Annotated in this window: 19 protein-coding genes; 8 read left to right on the forward strand and 11 right to left on the reverse strand. The window is 32.0% G+C overall.

Annotated elements, in window-relative coordinates:
- Window position 1 precedes the first annotated feature (1 nt).
- From pstA to AB3G34_RS12975, 7 genes are all read right to left on the reverse strand, one after another.
- Window positions 2–880, reverse strand: coding sequence for a phosphate ABC transporter permease PstA (pstA, locus tag AB3G34_RS12945; RefSeq protein WP_367772322.1), 879 nt, complete (start codon window positions 878–880; stop codon window positions 2–4).
- Window position 881: 1 nt separating this feature from the next.
- Window positions 882–2,090: a phosphate ABC transporter permease subunit PstC gene (pstC, locus tag AB3G34_RS12950; RefSeq protein ID WP_367772323.1), complete on the reverse strand. Its 1,209-nt coding sequence runs from the start codon at window positions 2,088–2,090 to the stop codon at window positions 882–884.
- A 185-nt stretch (window positions 2,091–2,275) separates the two neighbouring features.
- Window positions 2,276–3,142, reverse strand: coding sequence for a PstS family phosphate ABC transporter substrate-binding protein (locus AB3G34_RS12955; RefSeq protein WP_367755603.1), 867 nt, complete (start codon window positions 3,140–3,142; stop codon window positions 2,276–2,278).
- Window positions 3,143–3,288: 146 nt separating this feature from the next.
- Window positions 3,289–4,500, reverse strand: a complete 1,212-nt coding sequence (locus tag AB3G34_RS12960; RefSeq protein WP_369752664.1) for a porin — start codon at window positions 4,498–4,500, stop codon at window positions 3,289–3,291.
- A 556-nt stretch (window positions 4,501–5,056) separates the two neighbouring features.
- The gene (locus AB3G34_RS12965; RefSeq protein ID WP_369752665.1) at window positions 5,057–6,067 is read right to left on the reverse strand and encodes a hypothetical protein; all 1,011 of its coding nucleotides are present in this window, start codon (window positions 6,065–6,067) and stop codon (window positions 5,057–5,059) included.
- Window positions 6,068–6,288: 221 nt separating this feature from the next.
- Window positions 6,289–7,356 carry a sensor histidine kinase gene (locus AB3G34_RS12970; RefSeq protein WP_367772329.1) on the reverse strand — a complete coding sequence of 356 codons (1,068 nt, stop codon included), beginning with the start codon at window positions 7,354–7,356 and terminating at the stop codon, window positions 6,289–6,291.
- 67 nt (window positions 7,357–7,423) lie between these two features.
- Window positions 7,424–8,107: a response regulator transcription factor gene (locus AB3G34_RS12975; RefSeq protein ID WP_367755611.1), complete on the reverse strand. Its 684-nt coding sequence runs from the start codon at window positions 8,105–8,107 to the stop codon at window positions 7,424–7,426.
- 177 nt (window positions 8,108–8,284) lie between these two features.
- Between AB3G34_RS12975 and AB3G34_RS12980 the strand changes: the two genes are divergently transcribed.
- The 4 genes from AB3G34_RS12980 to AB3G34_RS12995 all read left to right on the forward strand — a co-directional run bounded on the left by AB3G34_RS12980 (window position 8,285) and on the right by AB3G34_RS12995 (window position 14,031).
- Entirely contained in the window at window positions 8,285–11,032 is a 2,748-nt protein-coding gene (locus tag AB3G34_RS12980) for a TonB-dependent receptor domain-containing protein (RefSeq protein ID WP_369752666.1), read from the forward strand.
- A gap of 232 nt (window positions 11,033–11,264) precedes the next feature.
- On the forward strand, window positions 11,265–12,479 hold the full coding sequence (locus AB3G34_RS12985; protein WP_369752667.1) for a hypothetical protein: 1,215 nt from the start codon (window positions 11,265–11,267) through the stop codon (window positions 12,477–12,479).
- A 109-nt stretch (window positions 12,480–12,588) separates the two neighbouring features.
- On the forward strand, window positions 12,589–12,927 hold the full coding sequence (locus AB3G34_RS12990) for a T9SS type A sorting domain-containing protein (protein ID WP_367772335.1): 339 nt from the start codon (window positions 12,589–12,591) through the stop codon (window positions 12,925–12,927).
- Between the two features lie 123 nt (window positions 12,928–13,050).
- Window positions 13,051–14,031 carry an acyl transferase gene (locus AB3G34_RS12995; RefSeq protein WP_369752668.1) on the forward strand — a complete coding sequence of 327 codons (981 nt, stop codon included), beginning with the start codon at window positions 13,051–13,053 and terminating at the stop codon, window positions 14,029–14,031.
- Window positions 14,032–14,075: 44 nt separating this feature from the next.
- On the opposite strand, the gene tyrS is transcribed toward AB3G34_RS12995, so the two are convergent.
- Complete coding sequence (tyrS, locus tag AB3G34_RS13000; RefSeq protein WP_367772338.1) at window positions 14,076–15,374, reverse strand: tyrosine--tRNA ligase; 1,299 nt, start codon at window positions 15,372–15,374, stop codon at window positions 14,076–14,078.
- A gap of 93 nt (window positions 15,375–15,467) precedes the next feature.
- Between tyrS and AB3G34_RS13005 the strand changes: the two genes are divergently transcribed.
- A complete protein-coding gene (locus AB3G34_RS13005) occupies window positions 15,468–16,472 on the forward strand; it encodes an NAD-dependent epimerase/dehydratase family protein (RefSeq protein ID WP_369752669.1) in 1,005 nt (334 codons plus the stop codon).
- Here AB3G34_RS13005 and AB3G34_RS13010 read toward each other — a convergent pair.
- Genes AB3G34_RS13010 through AB3G34_RS13020 form a run of 3 tightly spaced genes read right to left on the reverse strand, consistent with a single transcriptional unit; the run spans window position 16,464 to window position 19,050 of the window.
- Entirely contained in the window at window positions 16,464–16,961 is a 498-nt protein-coding gene (locus tag AB3G34_RS13010; protein WP_369752670.1) for a DUF4296 domain-containing protein, read from the reverse strand. The two genes, AB3G34_RS13005 and AB3G34_RS13010, sit on opposite strands and share 9 nt — an antisense overlap.
- A 10-nt stretch (window positions 16,962–16,971) precedes the next feature.
- Window positions 16,972–18,312, reverse strand: coding sequence for a dihydroorotase (locus tag AB3G34_RS13015; protein WP_367755627.1), 1,341 nt, complete (start codon window positions 18,310–18,312; stop codon window positions 16,972–16,974).
- Window positions 18,313–18,324: 12 nt separating this feature from the next.
- On the reverse strand, window positions 18,325–19,050 hold the full coding sequence (locus AB3G34_RS13020; protein ID WP_367755629.1) for a polyprenol monophosphomannose synthase: 726 nt from the start codon (window positions 19,048–19,050) through the stop codon (window positions 18,325–18,327).
- 104 nt (window positions 19,051–19,154) lie between these two features.
- Between AB3G34_RS13020 and AB3G34_RS13025 the strand changes: the two genes are divergently transcribed.
- From AB3G34_RS13025 to AB3G34_RS13035, 3 genes are all read left to right on the forward strand, one after another.
- On the forward strand, window positions 19,155–19,826 hold the full coding sequence (locus AB3G34_RS13025) for a DUF4271 domain-containing protein (RefSeq protein WP_369752671.1): 672 nt from the start codon (window positions 19,155–19,157) through the stop codon (window positions 19,824–19,826).
- Between the two features lie 13 nt (window positions 19,827–19,839).
- Window positions 19,840–20,589 (forward strand): uroporphyrinogen-III synthase, encoded by a 750-nt coding sequence (locus AB3G34_RS13030; protein WP_367755633.1) that lies wholly within the window; start codon window positions 19,840–19,842, stop codon window positions 20,587–20,589.
- 162 nt (window positions 20,590–20,751) lie between these two features.
- Complete coding sequence (locus tag AB3G34_RS13035) at window positions 20,752–21,222, forward strand: Lrp/AsnC family transcriptional regulator (protein WP_367755635.1); 471 nt, start codon at window positions 20,752–20,754, stop codon at window positions 21,220–21,222.
- Window positions 21,223–21,237 lie beyond the last annotated feature (15 nt).

The following is a 21,237-nucleotide window of genomic DNA, read 5'->3' on the forward strand; positions in this document are numbered from 1 at the left end:
GTTAATTCGTTTTTACTTTTTTTCCATAATATTTACGAAGTGCATTCGCTAATAAATTAGAAATTAATACAATTATAATTAAAACAAGTGCTGTACCATATGCCATAGCTCTTGAAGCTTCTATATTAGTTCCACTAGTTGAAATCACATATAAATGATAAGGCAAAGCCATTGCTTGGTCAAAAATTGACGTTGGTAATTTTGGTAAAAAATAGGCTGCTACTGTAAATAAAATTGGAGCAGTTTCTCCAGAAACTCTTCCTATAGATAAAATTAATCCAGTAATAATGTTTGGGAATGCTATAGGAAATACAATCTTACTTGTCGTTTCCCATTTACTTGCCCCTACTCCATAACTCGCTTGTCTAAAAGTATCTTCAACTGCTTTCAATGACTCCTCAGTAGTTCTAATAACAATTGGTAAAACTAACAATCCTAACGTTAATCCACCTGCTAAAATAGAATCCCCAAAACCCATTTTATTTACAAATAATGACATTCCAAAAAGTCCAAAAACGATTGACGGTACACCTGCAAGATTGTTTGTCATTTGTTTGATTATTTTCTTTATCCAGCCATCTTTTACATATTCATTCATATAAATTGCTGCCAAAACACCAACTGGAAAAGCAAATACCATACTTACTAAAACTAAGCAAAGCGTACCAACTATTGCTGGAAAAATTCCGCCTTCTGTCATTCCATTTTTAGGCATTTCAGTAATAAACTCCCAACTGATTACACCAATGCCTTTTACCACAATAAAAGCTAATATTACGAATAAAAGAGCAACTATCGCATAACTAGTAACACTAAATATACCAAAAGCAATATTTTGATTTCTTCTTTTCCTCTTTGCTAAACTACTTTGTTGACTCATTTTAATGTTTTTTATGAGATTTTCTATTTGTAACAACCTCTACTAGCATATTTATTATAAAAGTGATAATAAATAAAATACAACCCAAAGCAAATAAAGCCTCATAATGCAAACCACCATTTGGAGCCTCACCTAATTCAGCAGCAATAGTTGCAGGGATAGTACGTACTGGTTCAAGAAGCGTATGAGGAATTACAGCTGCGTTACCTGTAACCATCAAAACAGCCATCGTTTCTCCAATGGCACGACCAATACCTAATATTGCGCCCGCAGTTATTCCCGAAGCGGAATTTGGAATTACAATTTTATAAATGGTTTGCCACTTGCTTGCACCCAAAGCTAAACTCGCTTCTTTCATAGCACGAGGCGTATTGCGCATAGCATCTTCAGAAATAGTAATAATAGTTGGCAAAGCCATAATAGCTAGAACTACACTACCTGCCAGTCCTGTTTCTCCAACAGGTAAATTAAAAGTACTTTGAATTAACGGAACAATGATTACCAACCCAAAAAAACCATAAACAACTGATGGAATCCCTGCAAGTAACTCAATAAGTGGCTTTAGAAGACTACGTGTTCTTTTCTTAGCAATTTCACTTAAGTAAATAGCTGCCGCTAATCCTATAGGCAAAGCCAATAAAATAGCACCAAAACTAACCCACAAAGTACCGTATATTAATGGCTTTACTCCCATTTGTGCTATAGGCTGTGCCGTAGGAAACCACTCTTCCCCTGATAAAAATTCAGAAACTTTAATTTTATCAATATCTAACTCTCTTCCCTTAAAATCTTTTGCTTTATACTTATCAGAAAAAAATGCAATTATACCTGGTGTTTTTGCTATAAGTTCATTGATTTTATCAGGAAAGAATTCAAAGTTTTTCCCTAATTCTTCATCAGTATAATAATCAGTTATATCTCCCGCTCTAAATAAAACAATTGGTTCATTCTTGCCTCCAAGCTGACTCCAATTGGTGATTTTTTGATCATAAATATCTTTTATCTCTGAAGGTTTTAGTTTTTTAACTGGATTATCAACTGACACTGCTAATAAAAATCCATCATCAATGGGTTTTTTACTAAAAACTCCAGCTCCTTCAATAAATAGAAAAAAGACAATCAAAATAACTGTAATACTAGTAGCAGCACTACTTAGCATTAAAATTGTTTCAATAACCTTTTCTTTAATCTGTTTAAAATTTGTTTTCAAATCAGTATATTTTATTTTTAGCAAAACTACGCTAGGTAAACGTCCCTAATGTTTTCACATCATTATCCTTATGTTAACTTAATGTTAAGCGATTGTAATGGCTTTTAAAAGTACAACTCTTTTTTTTAATAAAAAAAGGCCGTCTTATTTAAGACGGCCGTTCTTCATTTATAAATTAACCTTTATTAATTCAATGGTACATAACCTACTTCTGAAACCACTTTTTGTCCTTCAGGTGAAAGTGCAAAATCAACAACAGACTTTACTTTTGCTGCATTAGTTTTATCAAACATATAAAACAATGGTCTAGAAATTGGATATGATTTATCTTTCGCACTTGCTACAGATGGCTCAATAAAAGTTTTACCTTGGTCATAAGAAACAGCCAATTGTTTTACTTCTTTAGTCTCATAAGCTAATCCAATATACCCAATAGCTCCCTTAGTTTGACCAACCGCTTGAACGATAGCCCCAGTAGCTGGTAAACTTAAAATGTTAGTTGCGTAATTTTTCTTTTCCATTACTTCCTCCTTAAAGAACTCATACGTACCAGAAGAAGATTCTCTTGAATAAGCTACAATTTTCGCATCTTCACCACCTACTTCTTTCCAGTTTTTAATTTCACCTGTAAAGATTTTTTCTAATTGCTCACGTGTCAATTGAGAAACTTTGTTAGCTGGATTTACAATAACAGTTAAAGCATCATAAGCAATAACCACTTCTTCAATATCTTTTTTTAATTCAGCGAATTTTAATTTCTCTTCTGTTTTCATGTCTCTTGAAGCCATTGCAATATCAGTAGTACCATCAATCAAAGCTGTCAAACCAACACCTGAACCACCACCTACTACAGTAACACTAACATCCGAATTTGATTTCATCAAATCTTCAACTTCTTTTTGAGCTAAAGGTAAAACAGTATCACTTCCTTTCATTGTAATAGACACACTAGCTGCTTTAGCTTCAGTTCCTTTATCTTCAGTTTTTGCTTTACCGCAACTTAACATCCCTATTAAAGGTAACATTAAAAATAATTTTGTGTTATTTTTCATAATGGTTTTTTTAAATTTTTGACAAATGTACTAACTCTATGTTAAGCTAATATTAAGTCAGTATTATCCAATCTTTATATTTTTTACCCTAAAAATACAATTGAAAACTAAAAAACCGCTTAAAAACGGTTCTTTAAATAAAATAGCTATATTCCTATCTCCACTTGTACACGAGCATACCAGCTACCAGAAGTATTTCCCGTATAAAACTTTTCATTTTCATATGAAAATTCAGTCTGAATTTTTAATTTGTGATCTAAAATATATTTAGACAAACTGATTGCATATTCATCTACATTTGGACTTATTGTTTCAATATCTGTACCCACTTTTTGAGTAGAATACCTACCTGCTAATGAATATTTAGAAGGAAACACATAACTTAATTGCGTATCAACTCCATGACCTACAAAAACTGCTTGTTTTTTAGTAACATCTAAAGGATTCACCGTAATTGCGTTATCCGTCATTCTAGACATATAAGCTGTTGATGCCGTCCATCCATTGTATTTAAACATCGCGTCAAAAAATACTGATTGTAATGTTCTCGCTTCAAATAGATCATTACCTAATTGGCCTTGAGATCTACCTGCATTATTGTTTTGACTAAAAGCCCCTGATAGCATTAATTTTGGCGTTTTCTCTCTCATTAAATCCCCTTCAAAATGAGATCCGTTTTTTGTAAAAGAACCTAGAGGAAACAATTCAACTTTACCTGTTAAGGAAATACCATCATTTAAACTTTTAGTATAATTTCTACCTTCCCCTTTTGTAATAGCTCCTTTTAATGCATACGAAAAGTGATTTGCATCTTCTTTTGAATAATCAAGAAACAAACCAAAATCACGATCTATGTTAAACTTTGAATTGTTAATTGTACGATCTGTAAATTCTAAAGATCCTGATGAAACTACCCTTTGATTGTTTCCTGGTAACTTTGTTTGTCCAAATCCAATTGTCCAATTTTTTGCAGGTTTGTAAAAAAGCACCCCGTCCAGAATTACATTTCCACTATTTCCAGATAATGCCATGTCTCTTGCAGAAAACCCTAGTTCCACCTTATACCCGAACTTAGGATTATACACAAAACCATCTAGTTTTAATCTCATTCTTCTAATTTCTCCCTCAACAACACCCGTTTCTCCTTCACTTTTATGAAACCCTGCTCTACTTTGAATTCTAAAGCCTATATTCACCTGAAACAAACTATCTTTTGCGGTAAACCCTAGTTTTTTACCCGAATTTAGGTATTGTGTAGACTCTGTTTTTTTGTCTGTTATCTTTTTTTCAACTGTACCTTCCTGAGCTGATGCAATAAAAGAAAACACTAGCATGATACTTAATAAAAAATTTTTCATTTTAACAATTTGTTATTTTATTATTATTTTGGTGCAAAACTAATGTTAATTAAAGCCTCAGATATTAAGACAAGGTTATCATAATGAAAAGTAATCGTGATATAAGTAATAAAAAACAATGAAAATCAGCAATAAAACAACTCCATATAACAAAAAAATCTAGTAAATACAGTGCTTTACAACCTATATTTTAGTTAACATTATATTAACATTGGTAAAAAAACACTTGATTTACCAGTTTTCATTTATAAGTATTTTCTTTAATAAACCTAAAAAACAAAAAAAGTGTGTCGTTTTAAACAACGACACACTTTTTTTTAAGTAGTAAAAATCTTATTATTTTATTGTTTCCATTAATTTCACAAAGATCAATTTAAACAACACTACGCTTTCTTTTTAAATAAATAGAATTTTAAATCCATGTACACATTGTAGAAATAAATTAAAAAAGTCACCAACAGAATTTTACAAATTCTGTTGGTGACTTTTAATTAAACCTAAATTTAAGCAACCCTAATTTAGCATCCTTAAAAAATATAATTTTTATAAAAAAGGCTTATAAATTAAACTCTGCATTTATAAACACTTTTGACTGAGAAGGTACACCAGATTGCTCAAAATTATACCCTTGATAATCTAATGCCAATTTCAATCCTTTAGAAGGAGCATATTGAAAACCCGTAATCATTAAATTACCATCTTTAGCTGCATTCCAAACAGTTGTTGCTCCAGATAACATATTTGATTTCTCGTGATCAAAACGACCAAATATTTCGATTTTCTTGTTTATTACATAAGTTGAATAAAAAGACACAACTCTTAATTCATGGTCAACAGCAGGAACTGCAAAAGATGTACCGTTTAACAATTGATTGTATTCCGCACCAAATCTAAATTTACCCGTATTATATCCTGCAAATAACGCCATTGTTGTAACTGCTTTAGATCCAGTTGCGCTTTGAGTATCGAAATATACTTTTGTTATCAAACCTTTTATCGGAGTATAAACTAAACTACTCCCAATTCTTTGATTACCATTAGTATCCTGTATGTTTCTAAAACCTTCACCATTGACAACAAGAACATTCCATTTCAAATTTTTAGTTAAAGTAAATTCAGCATTAACACCTAAATCAGCACTACTACCTATTCCGTCTAGATCATCAGAAACTCTATATATATAACGGTAACCCCAAAAATCTTCTTGATCATTAAATTGTTTCAAACCAATCATACCCATACTCAGTTTTACACCAGTGGCTACTTTCCAGTCTAATTGTGCTATTTTCAAAAACGCAGTATAAGCACTACCTGCTGTATTATTTCCTACATCAAATATAACTTTAGCAGCTATTTTATCGCTAAAATCATATTTATAACCCAAATAGGCTCTGTCTAATGCAAAGGCACTTTTTTTGACTGCATTAGGAGTAAAATCTTGGCTGTAATTCCAAAATACTTTGAAAATAGGTGCGCCACTTGGGACAAAATCTTTATCAGCAGTTTGAGCCATTAATGACAATGACGAAATAAAGAAAACACATAAAAATAACGAGATATTTTTCACAATAATTTTTTTTGATTTTATTGTGCAAATATCCTATTTTATGTTAAGCTAATTTAAAATTTATGTTATTTTATTACGTCCTAAATGTTATTAAATTGTTACCAAATTTTTATAACATACTTACGTACAAAAATTTAGCACACATTAAAAAATTTAGATCAAATAATAAAACCCAATGTTTATACTAATTAAGTGACTAAATATTTCATTATGAAAAGGGATTATTTAACCTGTTTTACTACTTTTTCAAGGGTAAAAGAAAATTCAGATCCAATACCAAATTCACTTTCCACATAAATTTTTTCTTTATGTGCTTCTATGATGTGTTTTACTATTGCTAAACCTAAACCGGAGCCACCCTCTGAACGAGATCCACTTTTATTCACTCTATAAAAACGTTCAAAAAGTCTAGGGATATTTTGTTTTTCAATACCTTCTCCATCATCACTAACACGAACCAACACTTTTTCTTTAGTCAAGTTCACTACTGCAACTTCGGTGGTACCATTTACTTTTCCGTATTTAATTGAATTAACAATTAAATTTTCAATGATTTGTTGAATTCGATCTTTGTCTCCTCTAACTAAGTTAGGTAAAATATGATAGTTTTCGAAAGCCAAAGTAATCTTCTTCTTTTCAGCTTTCATTTCTAATAAGTCAAAAACATTTTGAATTAATTCTACAATATCAAATTCAGAATATTCAAGATTAAGATCCCCAACTTCCAATTTGGTAATCATATCTAAATCTTCTACAATATAAATAAGACGTTCCACTCCTTTTTCGGCACGCTTTAAATATTTTTTTCGAATCGCTTTATCATCCATCGCTCCATCCAGCAATGTAGATATATAACCCTGTACTGTAAATAATGGTGTTTTAAGCTCGTGCGATACATTTCCCAAAAATTCTCTTCGGTATTCCTCTCTCACTTGAAGTAATTCTATCTCCAATTTTTTATCGGTGGCAAATTTTCGTACTTCCCTAGTCAGGGTTTCCATATCTGTGGTGATGGGCTGATTGATAAAGCTGCTGGACTCTAATAATGACACTTCATCATAGATCTTTTTTACACGTCTATATATAAAACGTTCTACCCTATATTGCAAAACAATAAATGAAAAAACATAAAGGATTAAGGTAAAAATAAAACCAAACAACCACAGCTTTTGTATAGTATAATTAAATATAGAAGTCACCAAAAGCATTACAAATCCTGTTGAAAAAAGACTGATATATAAAGCAGATTTTACGGCAAACTTATAGGTTTTTTTAAAACTTAATTTCATTTATTACTTGCATTGTTTTTTTAACTAAGAATAGAATTGAGATTATTCGAATTAATAATCACTCTAACTATACTTCAAACTTGTATCCAACTCCTTTTATTGTTTTAAAAAGATCTTCTCCAATTTTTTCTCTAAGTTTTCTAATATGTACATCTATTGTTCTACCACCTACTACAACTTCATTTCCCCAGACTTTATCCAGAATTTCGTCGCGCTTAAATACTTTTCCAGGTTTAGAAGCTAATAAATAAAATAATTCAAATTCTTTTCTAGGCAAAGCAATTTCAATATTGTCTTTAACTATTTTATATTCTTCTCGATTTATTTCGATTCCACCTACATTAAGTGTTTCGCTATTTTGCTCTTTTTCTTTCAATCGACGCAATAAAGCTTTCACTTTACTAACCAATAACTTTGGTTTTATGGGTTTTGTTATATAATCATCAGCTCCTGCGTCAAATCCAGCAACCTGAGAATAATCTTCACTCCTTGCTGTTAAGAAAGTAATGATTACATTAGATAATTCTGGAATCTTTCTAATATTCTCACAAGCTTCCATTCCATCCATTTCAGGCATCATCACATCCATTATGATTAAGTCTGGTAATTCTTTTTTTGCTTTTGCAATTGCTTCTTTACCATTTGAAGCGGTAAAAATTTGATACCCTTCTTGATTCAGATTATATCCTACGATTTCTAAAATATCCGGTTCGTCATCAACCAATAAAATCTTTGTGTGTTTTTTCTTCATTTGAGCAAATTTACGCTTACGAATGTAAATATAACAATAAATGAATTGTTAAAAATAACTATTAACCGTAATTTAATTTGGTAACTATTTAGTAATACTGTGGAAACAAAATCTTAATAACCCAGTAACACGAACTTTACAAAGACACTATTACTTTGCAAAAAATTAAACACAATTATGAAACTGAAATTATTCATTTTAACGCTTTTTATCAGTACCCTAACTTTTGCACAAACTAAAGGTACTATTTCTGGAGTACTAACTGATAAAGATTCAAACAACGAAACATTACCTTTTGCTAACGTATTATTAAAAGGCACATCTATAAATGCAACGACCGACATTGATGGAAAATACACTGTAAATGCACCAGCAGGAAATTATGTAATACAATTTAGCTTCATTGGCTATGAATCTATAGAAATTCCAGTTATCGTTAAAAGTGGCGAAACTATTGCACTTAATCAAGCACTTGGTTCTTCTAGTTACAAATTAGACGATGTTGTTATTACAACAAATGTAAACAAGCAAAAAGAGACCGCTCTATTATTAGATCAAAAGAATGCTGTTGAGATAAAACAAAGTATTGGCTCTCAAGAACTAGCTAGAAAAGGCGTTAGTGATGTTGCTACAGCTGTCACAAAAACTACTGGAATAACTAAACAAGAAGGATCTGGAAATATTTTTGTAAGAGGATTAGGAGACCGTTATAATTCAACTACAATGAATGGATTACCTATACCATCAAACGATCCTGAAAAGAAAAACTTAAATCTTGAAATTTTCTCCACTGACATCGTTGAGTATATTTCAATAGACAAGGTATACAATGGTAAAATCTACGGAGATTTTGCGGGTGGAAACGTAGATATTATTTCAAAAGATTACAAAGGAAGTGGTTTTTTAAAATTAGACATTGGAACAAAAGTAAATACGAATGCTTTAGCCGAAAACAATTTTAAACTTCAAGGTGGAATGAGCAGAACGGGGTTTACAAAAAAAGGAATCCCTACCAATGCATTAACACAATATAACTACAGCTCTCTAAAAATGCAAGACTATACTCCAATTGCAAGTTCATTTGGAATTTCTGGAGGAAAATCATTTGATGTAGGTTCAGAAGGAAAACTTAGCTTTTTTGCAACAGCATCATTCAATAACGATTTCTCATCTAAAAGTAATGGAACTGCAAAGGCAAGTGTAAATGGTAACGGAATCGCTAATAAAAACTTCGAAAAATATAGCGAAATGAAATATGAAACCAATACTACTGGAATGGCTAATATTGGTTACAAAATAAACAATAATAACAAAGTAAGTTTCAATACACTTTATATCAATACTTCTACGCAGTCAAAAGAAGAGTATTATGGGTACATTGTAGATATCTCTAACGATGGAAACGGTTTAATTCGTCGTTTCAATTATGAGAAAAATAGTTTATGGATTAACCAAATATTAGGAGACCACAAGATTAGGGATCGTTCTAAATTAAATTGGGGTGTTTCATACAACATCATTGACGGAAGCATGCCAGACAGAGTTCAAAATATTTTCAGAAAAGAAGCTACTGGATATCAATTATCAAGTATTTCAGCTCCAGACAATCACAGGTATTTTCAAAAATTAAAAGAAGACGAACTAGCTGCAAACGCTTCATATGATTATAAATTCAGTAAAAATGCATCAGGTGATTTTCTAGGAAAAATTACAGTGGGTGCAAATGAAAGAATTAAATCAAGAGGTTTTCAAGCAACTCAATTCAACTTTAAGGCTAACAATGGGTACACCAATACTGTTGTAGATCCAAATAACCTAGATTTATTTTATAACCAAGATAATTTCAATAATGGCTATTTTTCTATAGCAACATTTCGTGGTAATTCACAAGTATTTAATGCATTAGATCCTCAAACTTACGGTGGCGACCAGATAATCCATGGTGCTTTCTTAAATACGGAATATAAATTCAATAAGTTAACTGCAATAGTAGGCTTAAGAGGAGAACAAATTACTCAAAAAGTAAATTGGTACACTCAGTTAGGTGGTATTGGTAATGATAAATTGGAAAAAACAGCGTTTTTACCAAGTGTAATCATGAAGTATGAATTAAACGATAAACAAAATTTACGTTTAGGAGCAAGTAAAACGTACACTTTACCTCAGTTTAAAGAAAGAGCATTATTTGTTTACGAAGAAGTATTACAAGTAAAAGTAGGAAATCCATTCTTGTATGAATCTGATGATTATAACTTAGACCTTAAATGGGAAATGTTCCCTAAAAGTGATGAACTAATTTCGGTTACTGCTTTTGGAAAATATATTTTGAACCCAATGAACGAAGTAACAATTTCTTCCTCTTCAAATGATATCTCATTTATCAATACAGGAGATTATGGATATGTTGCGGGTGGAGAAATTGAGTACAGAAAACAACTTTTTAATTTTGACACTGAAAATTCTAAAAAACTATCCGCTGGTATTAACGCTTCTTATTTATATAGCAACCAAGAACTAAATGCTGGAAAGGTAAATAGTGAAACCAACTACCAAGTTGACTTTACAAATAAGAAAAGTAAATTTACAGGAGCATCTGATTTACTATTAAATGCCGACTTAACTTTATTTAACGAATGGAATAATAAAAACAGCAACCTAAACACAACTTTAGCTTACTCTTACTTTTCAGACAGAGTAAATGCTATTGGAACAAATGGTAAAGGAGATTTAGTAGACAAAGCATTTGGCTCATTAGACTTTATCGCAAAATCTAAACTTACTGAACAATTAGGACTAGGATTAGTAGTGAAAAACATTTTAGACCCGTCAATCAATAGAGTACAAGAAAATGCTACTGGTGATGTAAATGTACTTTCATATAAAAAAGGGATGACATTAAGTCTAAGTCTGAACTATCAATTTTAATTAAAAAATCAAAATAAGGAACTTATAAAGAACAGCTAATTGCTGTTCTTTTTTTTTACTCAATTCTTTAAGAAATCACAAAAGCAACAAACCATAAGGTTACTTAAATAACATTGGCTTAATGTTCAATTATCCTTTTATTAAACAAACAATTACATTTAGATAACATCCAAAAAAAGTTCTTATTGCATCTTTGTACCAACAAAATAACTAAAATATTATTTAAAGAATCATGAAAAAAACAACTTTAAAATTATTCGGATTTTTAGCATTAACTGCAGGTTTAATGACTAGCTGTTCATCTAATGACACTCCTACACCTACTACACCTCCTTCTTCAACTTTTGTTGCTGACGCAACAAATTTCCAAGGAACGATATCTGACGGTGAAGTAACTTTAGACGCGACAAAAACATACAAATTAACAGGTAAAATTCAAGTAAACAGCGGAGCAACATTAATTATTCCTGCTGGAACAGTTATCGAAGGTACAGGTGGAACTTCTGCATATATAGCAATTGCTCAAGGTGGAAAACTAAATGTAAACGGTACAGCTGCTAAACCAGTTGTTATGACTAGTGGATTAACTACTAAAAAAGCTGGAGACTGGGGTGGATTAGTTATCTGTGGTAAAGCACCAATCAACCGTGTAACTGGTGGAACAAGTACTGCTCAATCAGAAGTAGCTGACTTAAGTTACGGTGGAACTGTTTCTAATGACAATTCAGGATCAATCAAATACCTTAGAATTGAATATGCTGGAGCTGCTTTTAACAGTGAAAAAGAATTTAACGGACTTTCATTATTTGGAGTTGGTTCAGGAACTACAATTGACTATGTAGAATTTTTCCAAGGAGCTGATGATGGAGTTGAATTTTTTGGAGGAACAGTAAATACTTCAAACTTAATTTCTATCGGAAATGAAGATGATCAATTTGACTGGACTGAAGGATGGTCTGGAACAAACACAAACTGGTACGGAAAATTAGATTTTGGAAAAGGGAATAGAGGAATCGAAGCAGATAACTTTGAATTAGGATATTCTAACACTCCTATCGCTAACCCTTCTATCACTAACTTAACTCTTGTAGGACCTGGTAGCGCTCCAACAACTGGAACATGGTTAGAAAATGATGCAATGAAATTAAGAAGAGGAACTAAAGGGATTTTTACAAACTTAGTATTTAGCGGATGGGCTGTAGGTTTCAACGTTGAAAATGACGAAACTATTGCTTGGATTCCTACTGCTTTAAAAGCAGTTAATGTTAACTTCATCGCAGATGTTGCTGTAAAAACTAAAGGAAAATTAAATGCTGTAGCACCTGCAACTAGCGGAGTTAGTGTTGATGTTTCTGCAATTGTAACTGCAGAATCTACAACTGCAACTGGAGCTGGAAATGGAGTTGGAATGCCAGCTTGGGCTGCTGGATGGTCTGTAGGTTTCTAATCTAAAAAGAACCAAATTTATATTAAAAACACCTTTCAATATGAAAGGTGTTTTTTTTTGGTATAGTATTTGTATTTTTTTAGTATATTTACTAAACAAAATTAAGCTGATGGCAAAAAATTACTTTTATACTATACTCTTATTGGTTTTTTTCTTTTCCATGAGCACTAACGCTCAAGACGTAAAGCAACAACCAAAAACTCAAGAAACTTCAGTTATTGAGGGTTTAAACTTGTATCCAAACCCTGTGAGCAATGGTAAAGTATACATTTCTACAAAAAACGACCTAGAAAAAGAAGTTATCATTTTTGACCTCCTTGGAAAAAAAGTACTTCAAACGATGATTAGTTCAAGAGAATTAAACATCCCAAACATTTCACCTGGTGTTTATATTATCAAAATAAATGAAAACAATGCTTCGGCAACAAGGAAGCTCATCGTAAGATAAAAATTACTTAAAAAAACATAATTTAAAAGCTTCAATTGAAATTGAAGCTTTTTTTATTTTATAGCCTTACTCGTTTAGAACTATTAAAGCGTTTTTAAAATTTATACCTTTGTAAAAAAAAACTTGATTACAACTGACACTATATTTGCAATTTCTGGTCAAAAGCAATTTGAAAAAATAGCTTTAAAAGTATTCCGTTTTCAATATGAGAATAACTTGGTCTATAAAGAATTTTGTAACTTATTGAATGTTGAAGTTTCAAAAGTAAAATCAATACAACAAATTCCATTTTTACCTATTCAATTTTTCAAAAGCCACCAAGTTCTATCCAACACAAATGCTATTGAAGAAACATTTACAAGTAGTGGTACAACAGGAATGATCACTAGTAAACATTTAGTGACAGATGCTTCCATATATGAAGAAAGTTATCGAAAAGCGTTTTCGGAATTTTATGGAAACATTGAAGACTATGTTGTCTTAGCTCTATTACCTACTTACCTAGAAAGAGAAGGCTCTTCATTGATTTATATGGTCGAAGATTTAATTCAATTATCAAAACATCCTGAAAGCGGTTTTTACCTTCATAATCATGATGAATTAATCCAGAACCTCATCACATTAGATCAATCAGGTCAAAATGTCATCTTGATTGGTGTTACCTATGCATTATTAGACTTAATAGAAAAACAGTCCTTTCAATTACAGAATACAATTATCATGGAAACGGGCGGGATGAAAGGGAAACGCAAAGAAATGATTCGCGAGGAACTTCATGAACAACTGTGCAATGGTTTTGGAGTACCTGCAATCCATTCTGAATATGGTATGACTGAATTACTCTCTCAAGCTTATTCGTTGGGTAACGGAGTCTTTGAATGCCCTTCTTGGATGCAAATCCACATTCGTGATACCGAAGATGCTTTGACTTATATTGAAAACGGAAAAACTGGCGGAATCAACGTCATTGATTTGGCTAACATTAATTCCTGTTCCTTTATTGCCACACAAGATTTAGGCAAAAAAAATCCCAACAACTCTTTCGAGGTATTGGGACGTTTTGATAATTCGGATATTCGAGGTTGTAATTTAATGGTTTTGTAAAAGTTGATGCGGTTATTTGTTTAATCGGTTATCCGAATAAACAGTTAAACAATCCTTACCACAAAATAATTTTTCTTCCCACTTTGCAACAATACAAATTGATTGTTAATTAAATCTTTTGAAGACAAAACAAAGTCCTCTTTTACTTTTTCTTTATTTACTGAAATTGAATTTGCCGTTAAAGCACGTCTGGCTTCCCCATTCGATTTAAAAAACCCTGTTTTATCATTTAAAACAGTGATAATTTCAATTCCAGCTTCCATTTCATTTCTCGCAATTTCAGCTTGAGGAACCCCGTCAAAAACTTCCAAGAAAGTAGCTTCATCTAGTTCCTTCAAATCATCAGCAGTCGCGTTTCCAAATAAAATAGCCGATGCTTTTATCGCTTTCTCTAGGTCTTCTTGAGAATGAACAAAAACGGTTAACTCTTCAGCTAATTTGCGTTGTAATACTCTTAAATGAGGCGCTGTTTTATGTTCTTCAATTAAGCTATCGATTGAATCTTTATCTAAAAATGTGAAGATTTTAATATATTTCTCCGCATCAACATCAGTCGTGTTCAACCAAAATTGGTAGAATTTATAAACCGAAGTTTTATCAGTAGTCAACCAAACATTTCCACCTTCGGATTTTCCAAATTTAGAACCGTCTGCTTTAGTAATTAAGGGGCAAGTCATGGCGTATGCTTTAGCTTCCTCCCCTACATTCATACGACGAACTAGCTCCGTTCCAGTTGTGATATTTCCCCATTGATCAGAACCTCCCATTTGTAACAAACAGTTGTATTCTTTATGTAAATGGTAAAAATCATACCCTTGAATCAATTGATACGTAAACTCCGTAAATGACATCCCTTCTCCTTCACCAGCTAATCTTTTCTTTACAGAATCCTTAGCCATCATGTAGTTTACCGTAATTCTTTTACCCACATCACGAGCAAAATTAATAAAGGATAAATTTTTCATCCAGTCGTAATTATTTACTAAAACTGGAGCATTTATCTCATTCGAATTAAAATCCAAAAACCGTGATAAAACACTTTTTATACCTTCAACATTATAGTTTAATGTGGCTTCATCTAATAAGTTTCGCTCATCCGATTTTCCTGATGGATCTCCAATCATTCCAGTTGCGCCTCCTACTAAAGCAATAGGTTTATGTCCAAAGTTTTTTAAATGAACCAAAAGAATTATAGGAACTAAACTCCCAATATGCAATGAATCTGATGTGGGATCAAATCCGATGTAAGTCGTAGTCATTTCTTTCAAAAGTTGTTCTTCTGTTCCAGGCATGATATCGTGAACCAATCCACGCCATTGTAATTCGGAAATAATATTTTTCATTTTCTAAAAATCAATTTTCACAAAGATAGTTTTAATTGCATAATTTGAAAATCAATCGGTCTAAAAATCAAACAATCTATTTATCTTTACAAAATGGTATTAGTAACAGGAGGAACAGGGTTAGTAGGAGCGCATTTACTGCTGCATTTAATAGAATCTGGAAGCACAGACAATAAAAAAATACGCGCCACTTATCGTGAACTAAAAAGCATCCAAAAAACAAAATCTTTATTTGAAAGTTACAATAAAGCCCCTTTATTTGATGCTATCGAATGGATAAAAGCTGATATTATAGACGTTCCTTCGTTAGAAGAAGCCTTTCAAGAAATTGAATATGTATATCATTGTGCTGCCGTAATTTCATTTGACCCAAAAGACGAAGCCCTTTTACGAAAAACCAATATCGAGGGGACTGCAAATGTGGTTAACTTATGTCTTGTCAATAAAATTAAAAAATTATGTCATGTAAGTTCTACAGCTGCACTTGGTGATTTAACTGGAAATGAATTAATTATTACTGAAGAAACGGAATGGAATCCCGAAAAACCCCATAGCGATTATGCTATTTCAAAGTATGGTGCCGAAATGGAAATTTGGCGTGGGCAACAAGAAGGACTAAACGTTATAATAGTCAATCCAGGCGTCATTATAGGTCCTGGTTTTTTAAATCAAGGAAGCGGACAATTATTTGAAAAAATGAGAAACGGATTGTCATTTTACACCACCGGTTCCACTGGATTTGTCGCCGTAAGTGATGTGGTTAAAATCATGACACAATTGATGAAAAGTACTATTACAAACCAACGGTATACAGTAATTTCTCAAAATATAATTTTTAGAGATCTACTAAATATGATTTCGGACGCTTTGGATACAAACAGACCTAAACATCATGCCAATCCTTTTTTATTAAGTCTTGCTTGGAGAGCAGATTGGTTTTTATCAAGTATTTTTCAGAGCAAAAGAAAAATCACTAAAGCAACTGCCAAAGCATCTTATTCCATAAATGAATATTCGAATGAAAAGGTAAAAACTGCCTTAGAATATCATTTTCAAGAAGTGGAAGAGTATATTAAAAAAATTACTCCTTTATTTTAAAATGTGATAATCCGTTAAAACAGTATCTCTTCGAGTGTTGTTTTTATTAACGGTACTGATTTTCTTTTTCAAGGAATCTCCTTTTTTAGACAAAGGATTCGTTATGCCTTTTATGGAATCTAATTTTATTTTATTCTTGTTCTCCACCTTTACTAGTGAATCTACAATCACTTTCCTACTGTCAATTCGTTTAATTACTTGATCAAACATCCCTTTGTATTCCAAATAATTTGAGGCATAATAGACATTACTTTGCGCAAATTGAAGACTGTCAATTTTATATTTTTTATAAATATAATCTGGAGCGTTTATTTTATTAGTGTTTAAAGACGTCGGGTTTTGGTACTTAATCGCTTCTAAAAGTGCCAAATCATACATAATATTCACCATCTTCCCTTTTTCAATAAGACCCTCCGGTTTAGTAATCACTTCCTCTTTACAACTCAGAAATGTGACTACAATTAATAAAAATGACAGCAGCTTTTTCATCTATTTTCTTTTAACGATCAAATAACAATCTTTTTCCAGCACGAATCTCTTTCACTTTAAAAGCGGCATAAACTAATCTTCCATTTACAAAAGTATGGGTAACTCTTGACTTAAAAGTAAAGCCCATAAACGGAGACCAACCACATTTAGCCAAAATATTTTCTTTCTTTACACTCCAAGGAAGGCCAGCATTTACAATAACTAAATCCGCATAATATCCTTCTTTTATAAATCCGCGTTTCTCAATTTTGAAAATTTTTGCCGGATTATGGCACATTTTTTCCACAATCTTCTCTACACTTATTTTTCCTTGATGAAACGCTTCAAACATAGCCACGACAGCATGTTGAACTAAAGGACCTCCCGAAGGTGCTTTTAAGTACGATTGTTTCTTCTCCTCCAATGTATGTGGTGCATGATCCGTAGCAATCACATCAATTCTATCATCGAGTAACGCTTCCCAAAGTACTTTTCTATCATTAGCAGTTTTTACTGCAGGGTTCCATTTTATAAGATTTCCTTTGGTTGCATAATCATCATTGGTAAACCACAAATGATGCACACAAACTTCGGCAGTAATTTTCTTTTGTTCTAATGGAATTTTATTGGTAAATAAATCCATTTCTTTTGCAGTCGAAAGATGAAAAATATGCAAACGAGCACCCGTTTTCTTGGCTAAAGCAACTGCTTTAGAAGAAGAAATATAACAAGCCTCTTCTGATCGAATAAGGTGATGTGCCGTAACAGGTACATCGTCGCCATACTCTGCTATATATTTTTCCAAATTATTCTTAATTGTCGCCTCATCTTCACAATGAACAGCAATAAGCATCGGAGTACTTGAAAAAATCTTTTCTAAAGTAGCTTCGTTATCCACCAACATATTTCCTGTTGAAGAACCCAAAAATATTTTTATTCCAGCAACATTCTTAGGATTTGTTTTTAAAACTTCTTCCAAATTATCATTGGTAGCCCCCATCATAAACGAATAATTCGCATAGGACTTTTCAGCAGCAATTTGGTATTTTTGTTCTAATATTTCTTGAGTAACTGCATTAGGAACCGTATTAGGTTGCTCAATGTAAGAGGTGATTCCTCCCGCAACAGCTGCTCTGGATTCCGATTCAATATCCCCTTTGTGAGTCAATCCTGGCTCTCTAAAATGAACTTGATCATCAATAGCTCCAGGCATCAAATAGTTACCTTCAGCATCGATAATAACATAATCAGATGACTTGGCACTTATGCTTTCTGAAATCTCAACAATTAAGTCATTCTCAATTAAAACATCGCCTTCAAAAATTACCCCTTCATTTACTATTTTGGCATTCTTAATTAAAACCCTATTCATTGTATATTTTTCTTATAAACTATTAACTAATTTTTTTAATCGCAGAGAAATCACTCCAAACACAGCTTCAACAATAATTGAATTACTCATTTTGGATTCTCCTTTTGTTCTATCTGTAAAAATTATCGGCACTTCAACGATGCTGAATTTTTTACAAAAAGTACGGTATTTCATTTCAATTTGAAAGGCATAACCAACAAATCGGATTTTATTGAGGTTAATTCCCTCAAGGACTTCTCTTTTATAACAGACAAAACCCGCAGTAGCATCATGAATTTTCATTCCCGTGATAATACGCACGTAAACAGAGGCAAAATAAGACATTAAAACTCGGTTTAAAGGCCAGTTAACCACATTTACTCCAGTAACATATCTAGATCCTATAGCTAAATCTGCATTGCCAAAATGGCAAGCATTATATAACTTTTCTAAATCGTTAGGGTTGTGAGAAAAATCAGCATCCATTTCAAAAATAAAGTTGTATTTTCTCTCCAATGCCCATCTAAAACCATGAACATAAGCAGTTCCTAAACCTGATTTCTTTTTTCTGTTTTCCAAAAATAATCGACCATCAAACTCTTTTTGCAGTAAAACAACCTTGTCTGCAGTTCTATCTGGAGAATTATCATCAACAATAAGAATATGAAAAGGCTTGTGCTGTGAAAGCACCGATCTGATAATGCTTTCGATATTTTCAATTTCGTTATAGGTTGGAATTATAACAATACAATCGTTCATATATCTCGTAATTTCACCGCAAAAGTAACCTTTTTATGCGATTTGATTCATAATAAATTTATAATAAAAAGATTGATATAAAAAATTAGTAATTTTGCACCATTATGATTGATCACTTACTTCATCCAAGGATAACTGAAAACAAAGATTGGGCAACTGCTTTGTTTGTTTTGGCTTTTGCTATAATTGCCTTTACCAAATCTGTTTATGAAAACCGTTTTGAGGATTTTATGAATTTAATCTTCTCTGATAAATACTCAAAGGTTTACAGAGATAGTAGCAACTTAAATAGCAGCTTTACCATTTCATTATTCTTTGTACAAGTAATTTCGTTTGCTTTTTTCATACAGCTCTCATTAAGCGTTTTAGGCAATGCCTCAAAGACGGATTGGCTCCTGTACATCCAAATAGTTACTTTTTTAATTTTCTTTATTTTAGCCAAATATTTGATTGAAAAAATCATTGCTACCGCATTCAATATTGAAGAGTTTGTCGAACAATTTAACTTGCAAAAAGTAACTTATAGGACCTATATTGGCTTAATTATACTTCCTATCAGTGTTATTCTGTTTTATTACGATACAATCTCTAGAAATATTTTACTAATAATAATGCTCATTTTCTTGATTTTCAATGTATTAGCTTATTTGATTTCAATAAAAAACTATCAAAATTTAATATTCGGTAAGTTGTTTTATTTTATTTTATATCTTTGCACTCTCGAAATAGCCCCTTATTTTTTTATGTATTATTGGTACACTAAAGGGGGCGCTTAGAAAACGTTAATATATGAAAGTGAAAACAATTTTGGTGTCACAACCCGAGCCTAAAGTAGAGAATTCTCCTTACTTTGAACTCCAACAAAAGCATAAAGTTAAAATTGATTTCAGACCTTTTATCCATATAGAAGGAGTTAATGCCAAAGAGATTAGACTTCAAAAAATCGATCTCAATCATTATACTGCAATTATTTTAACTAGTAGAAATGCGGTTGATCATTTTTTCAGAGTTGCTGATGAAATGCGTTACAAGGTACCTGAAGGATTGAAATATTTTTGTCAATCAGAAGCCGTTGCTTTTTACCTACAAAAATATGTCGTTTATAGAAAACGTAAAATTTATGTTGGACCTAAAGATTTCGCAGATTTATCTCCATTGATTAAAAAATATAAAGACGAAAAGTTTTTACTACCTGCTTCTGATCAATTGAATGCTGACGCGCCTATCACTTTAAACAATTTAAAAGTGGATTGGACTCAAGCTGTTTTTTACAAAACGGTAATGAGTGACTTATCTGATCTTGCTGATGTTTATTATGATGTATTGGCCTTTTTTAGTCCAACAGGAATTAAATCATTATATAAAAACTTTCCAAGCTTCGAGCAAAACAACACAAGAATTGCTGTTTTTGGTAGCACAACTCAAAAAGAAGCTTTGGATCACGGATTAAGAATTGATATTCTTGCTCCTACACCTGATACCCCTTCCATGACAATGGCCTTAGAAAAGTACATCATCGAAGCCAACAAAGGAAAATAAGATACTTTTATTTTACATACTACAAAAAGCCGCTATATTTGCGGCTTTTTGCATTTTAAATTTTAAATTAAAACCGAGCTAACACGAAACATATTCTTTTTTTATTTAATTTTGATTTACAATTATAACTAAAAATGACTTTTTGATTATAAAATTAAACTTATGAAAATAAATTCCCTTCAAGTTGAAATAGACGGTATAGACAAAGAGATTCTTAGAGATTTAATGAATGACGCCCGCAAACCCATTCTTCAAATCGCTAATAAAATTGGGATTTCAGGAGCAGCCATTCATCAACGATTGCGAAAATTAGAGCAGTCTGGTGTAATATCTGGTTCTAAATTTACAGTGAACCACAAAATATTAGGATATAACACTATGGCCTTTGTCGGAATATACCTTGATAAAGCGGCACGCAATCCAGAAGCCGTAAAAGATTTAAAAAAAATTCCCGAAGTACTAGAATGTCATTACACGACAGGAAACTGGTCCATACTAATAAAAATGATTTGCAGAGATAACGAACACTTAATGCAATTATTAAATACTAAAATTCAAGCTATCGAAGGGGTTTCAAGAACAGAAACCTTCATCTCCCTTGACCAACAAATCGACAGACAGATTCAGCTTTAAATTAAATAACAGCAA

This window comes from Flavobacterium sp. WC2409, from assembly GCF_041200085.1.
GTDB lineage: Bacteria > Bacteroidota > Bacteroidia > Flavobacteriales > Flavobacteriaceae > Flavobacterium.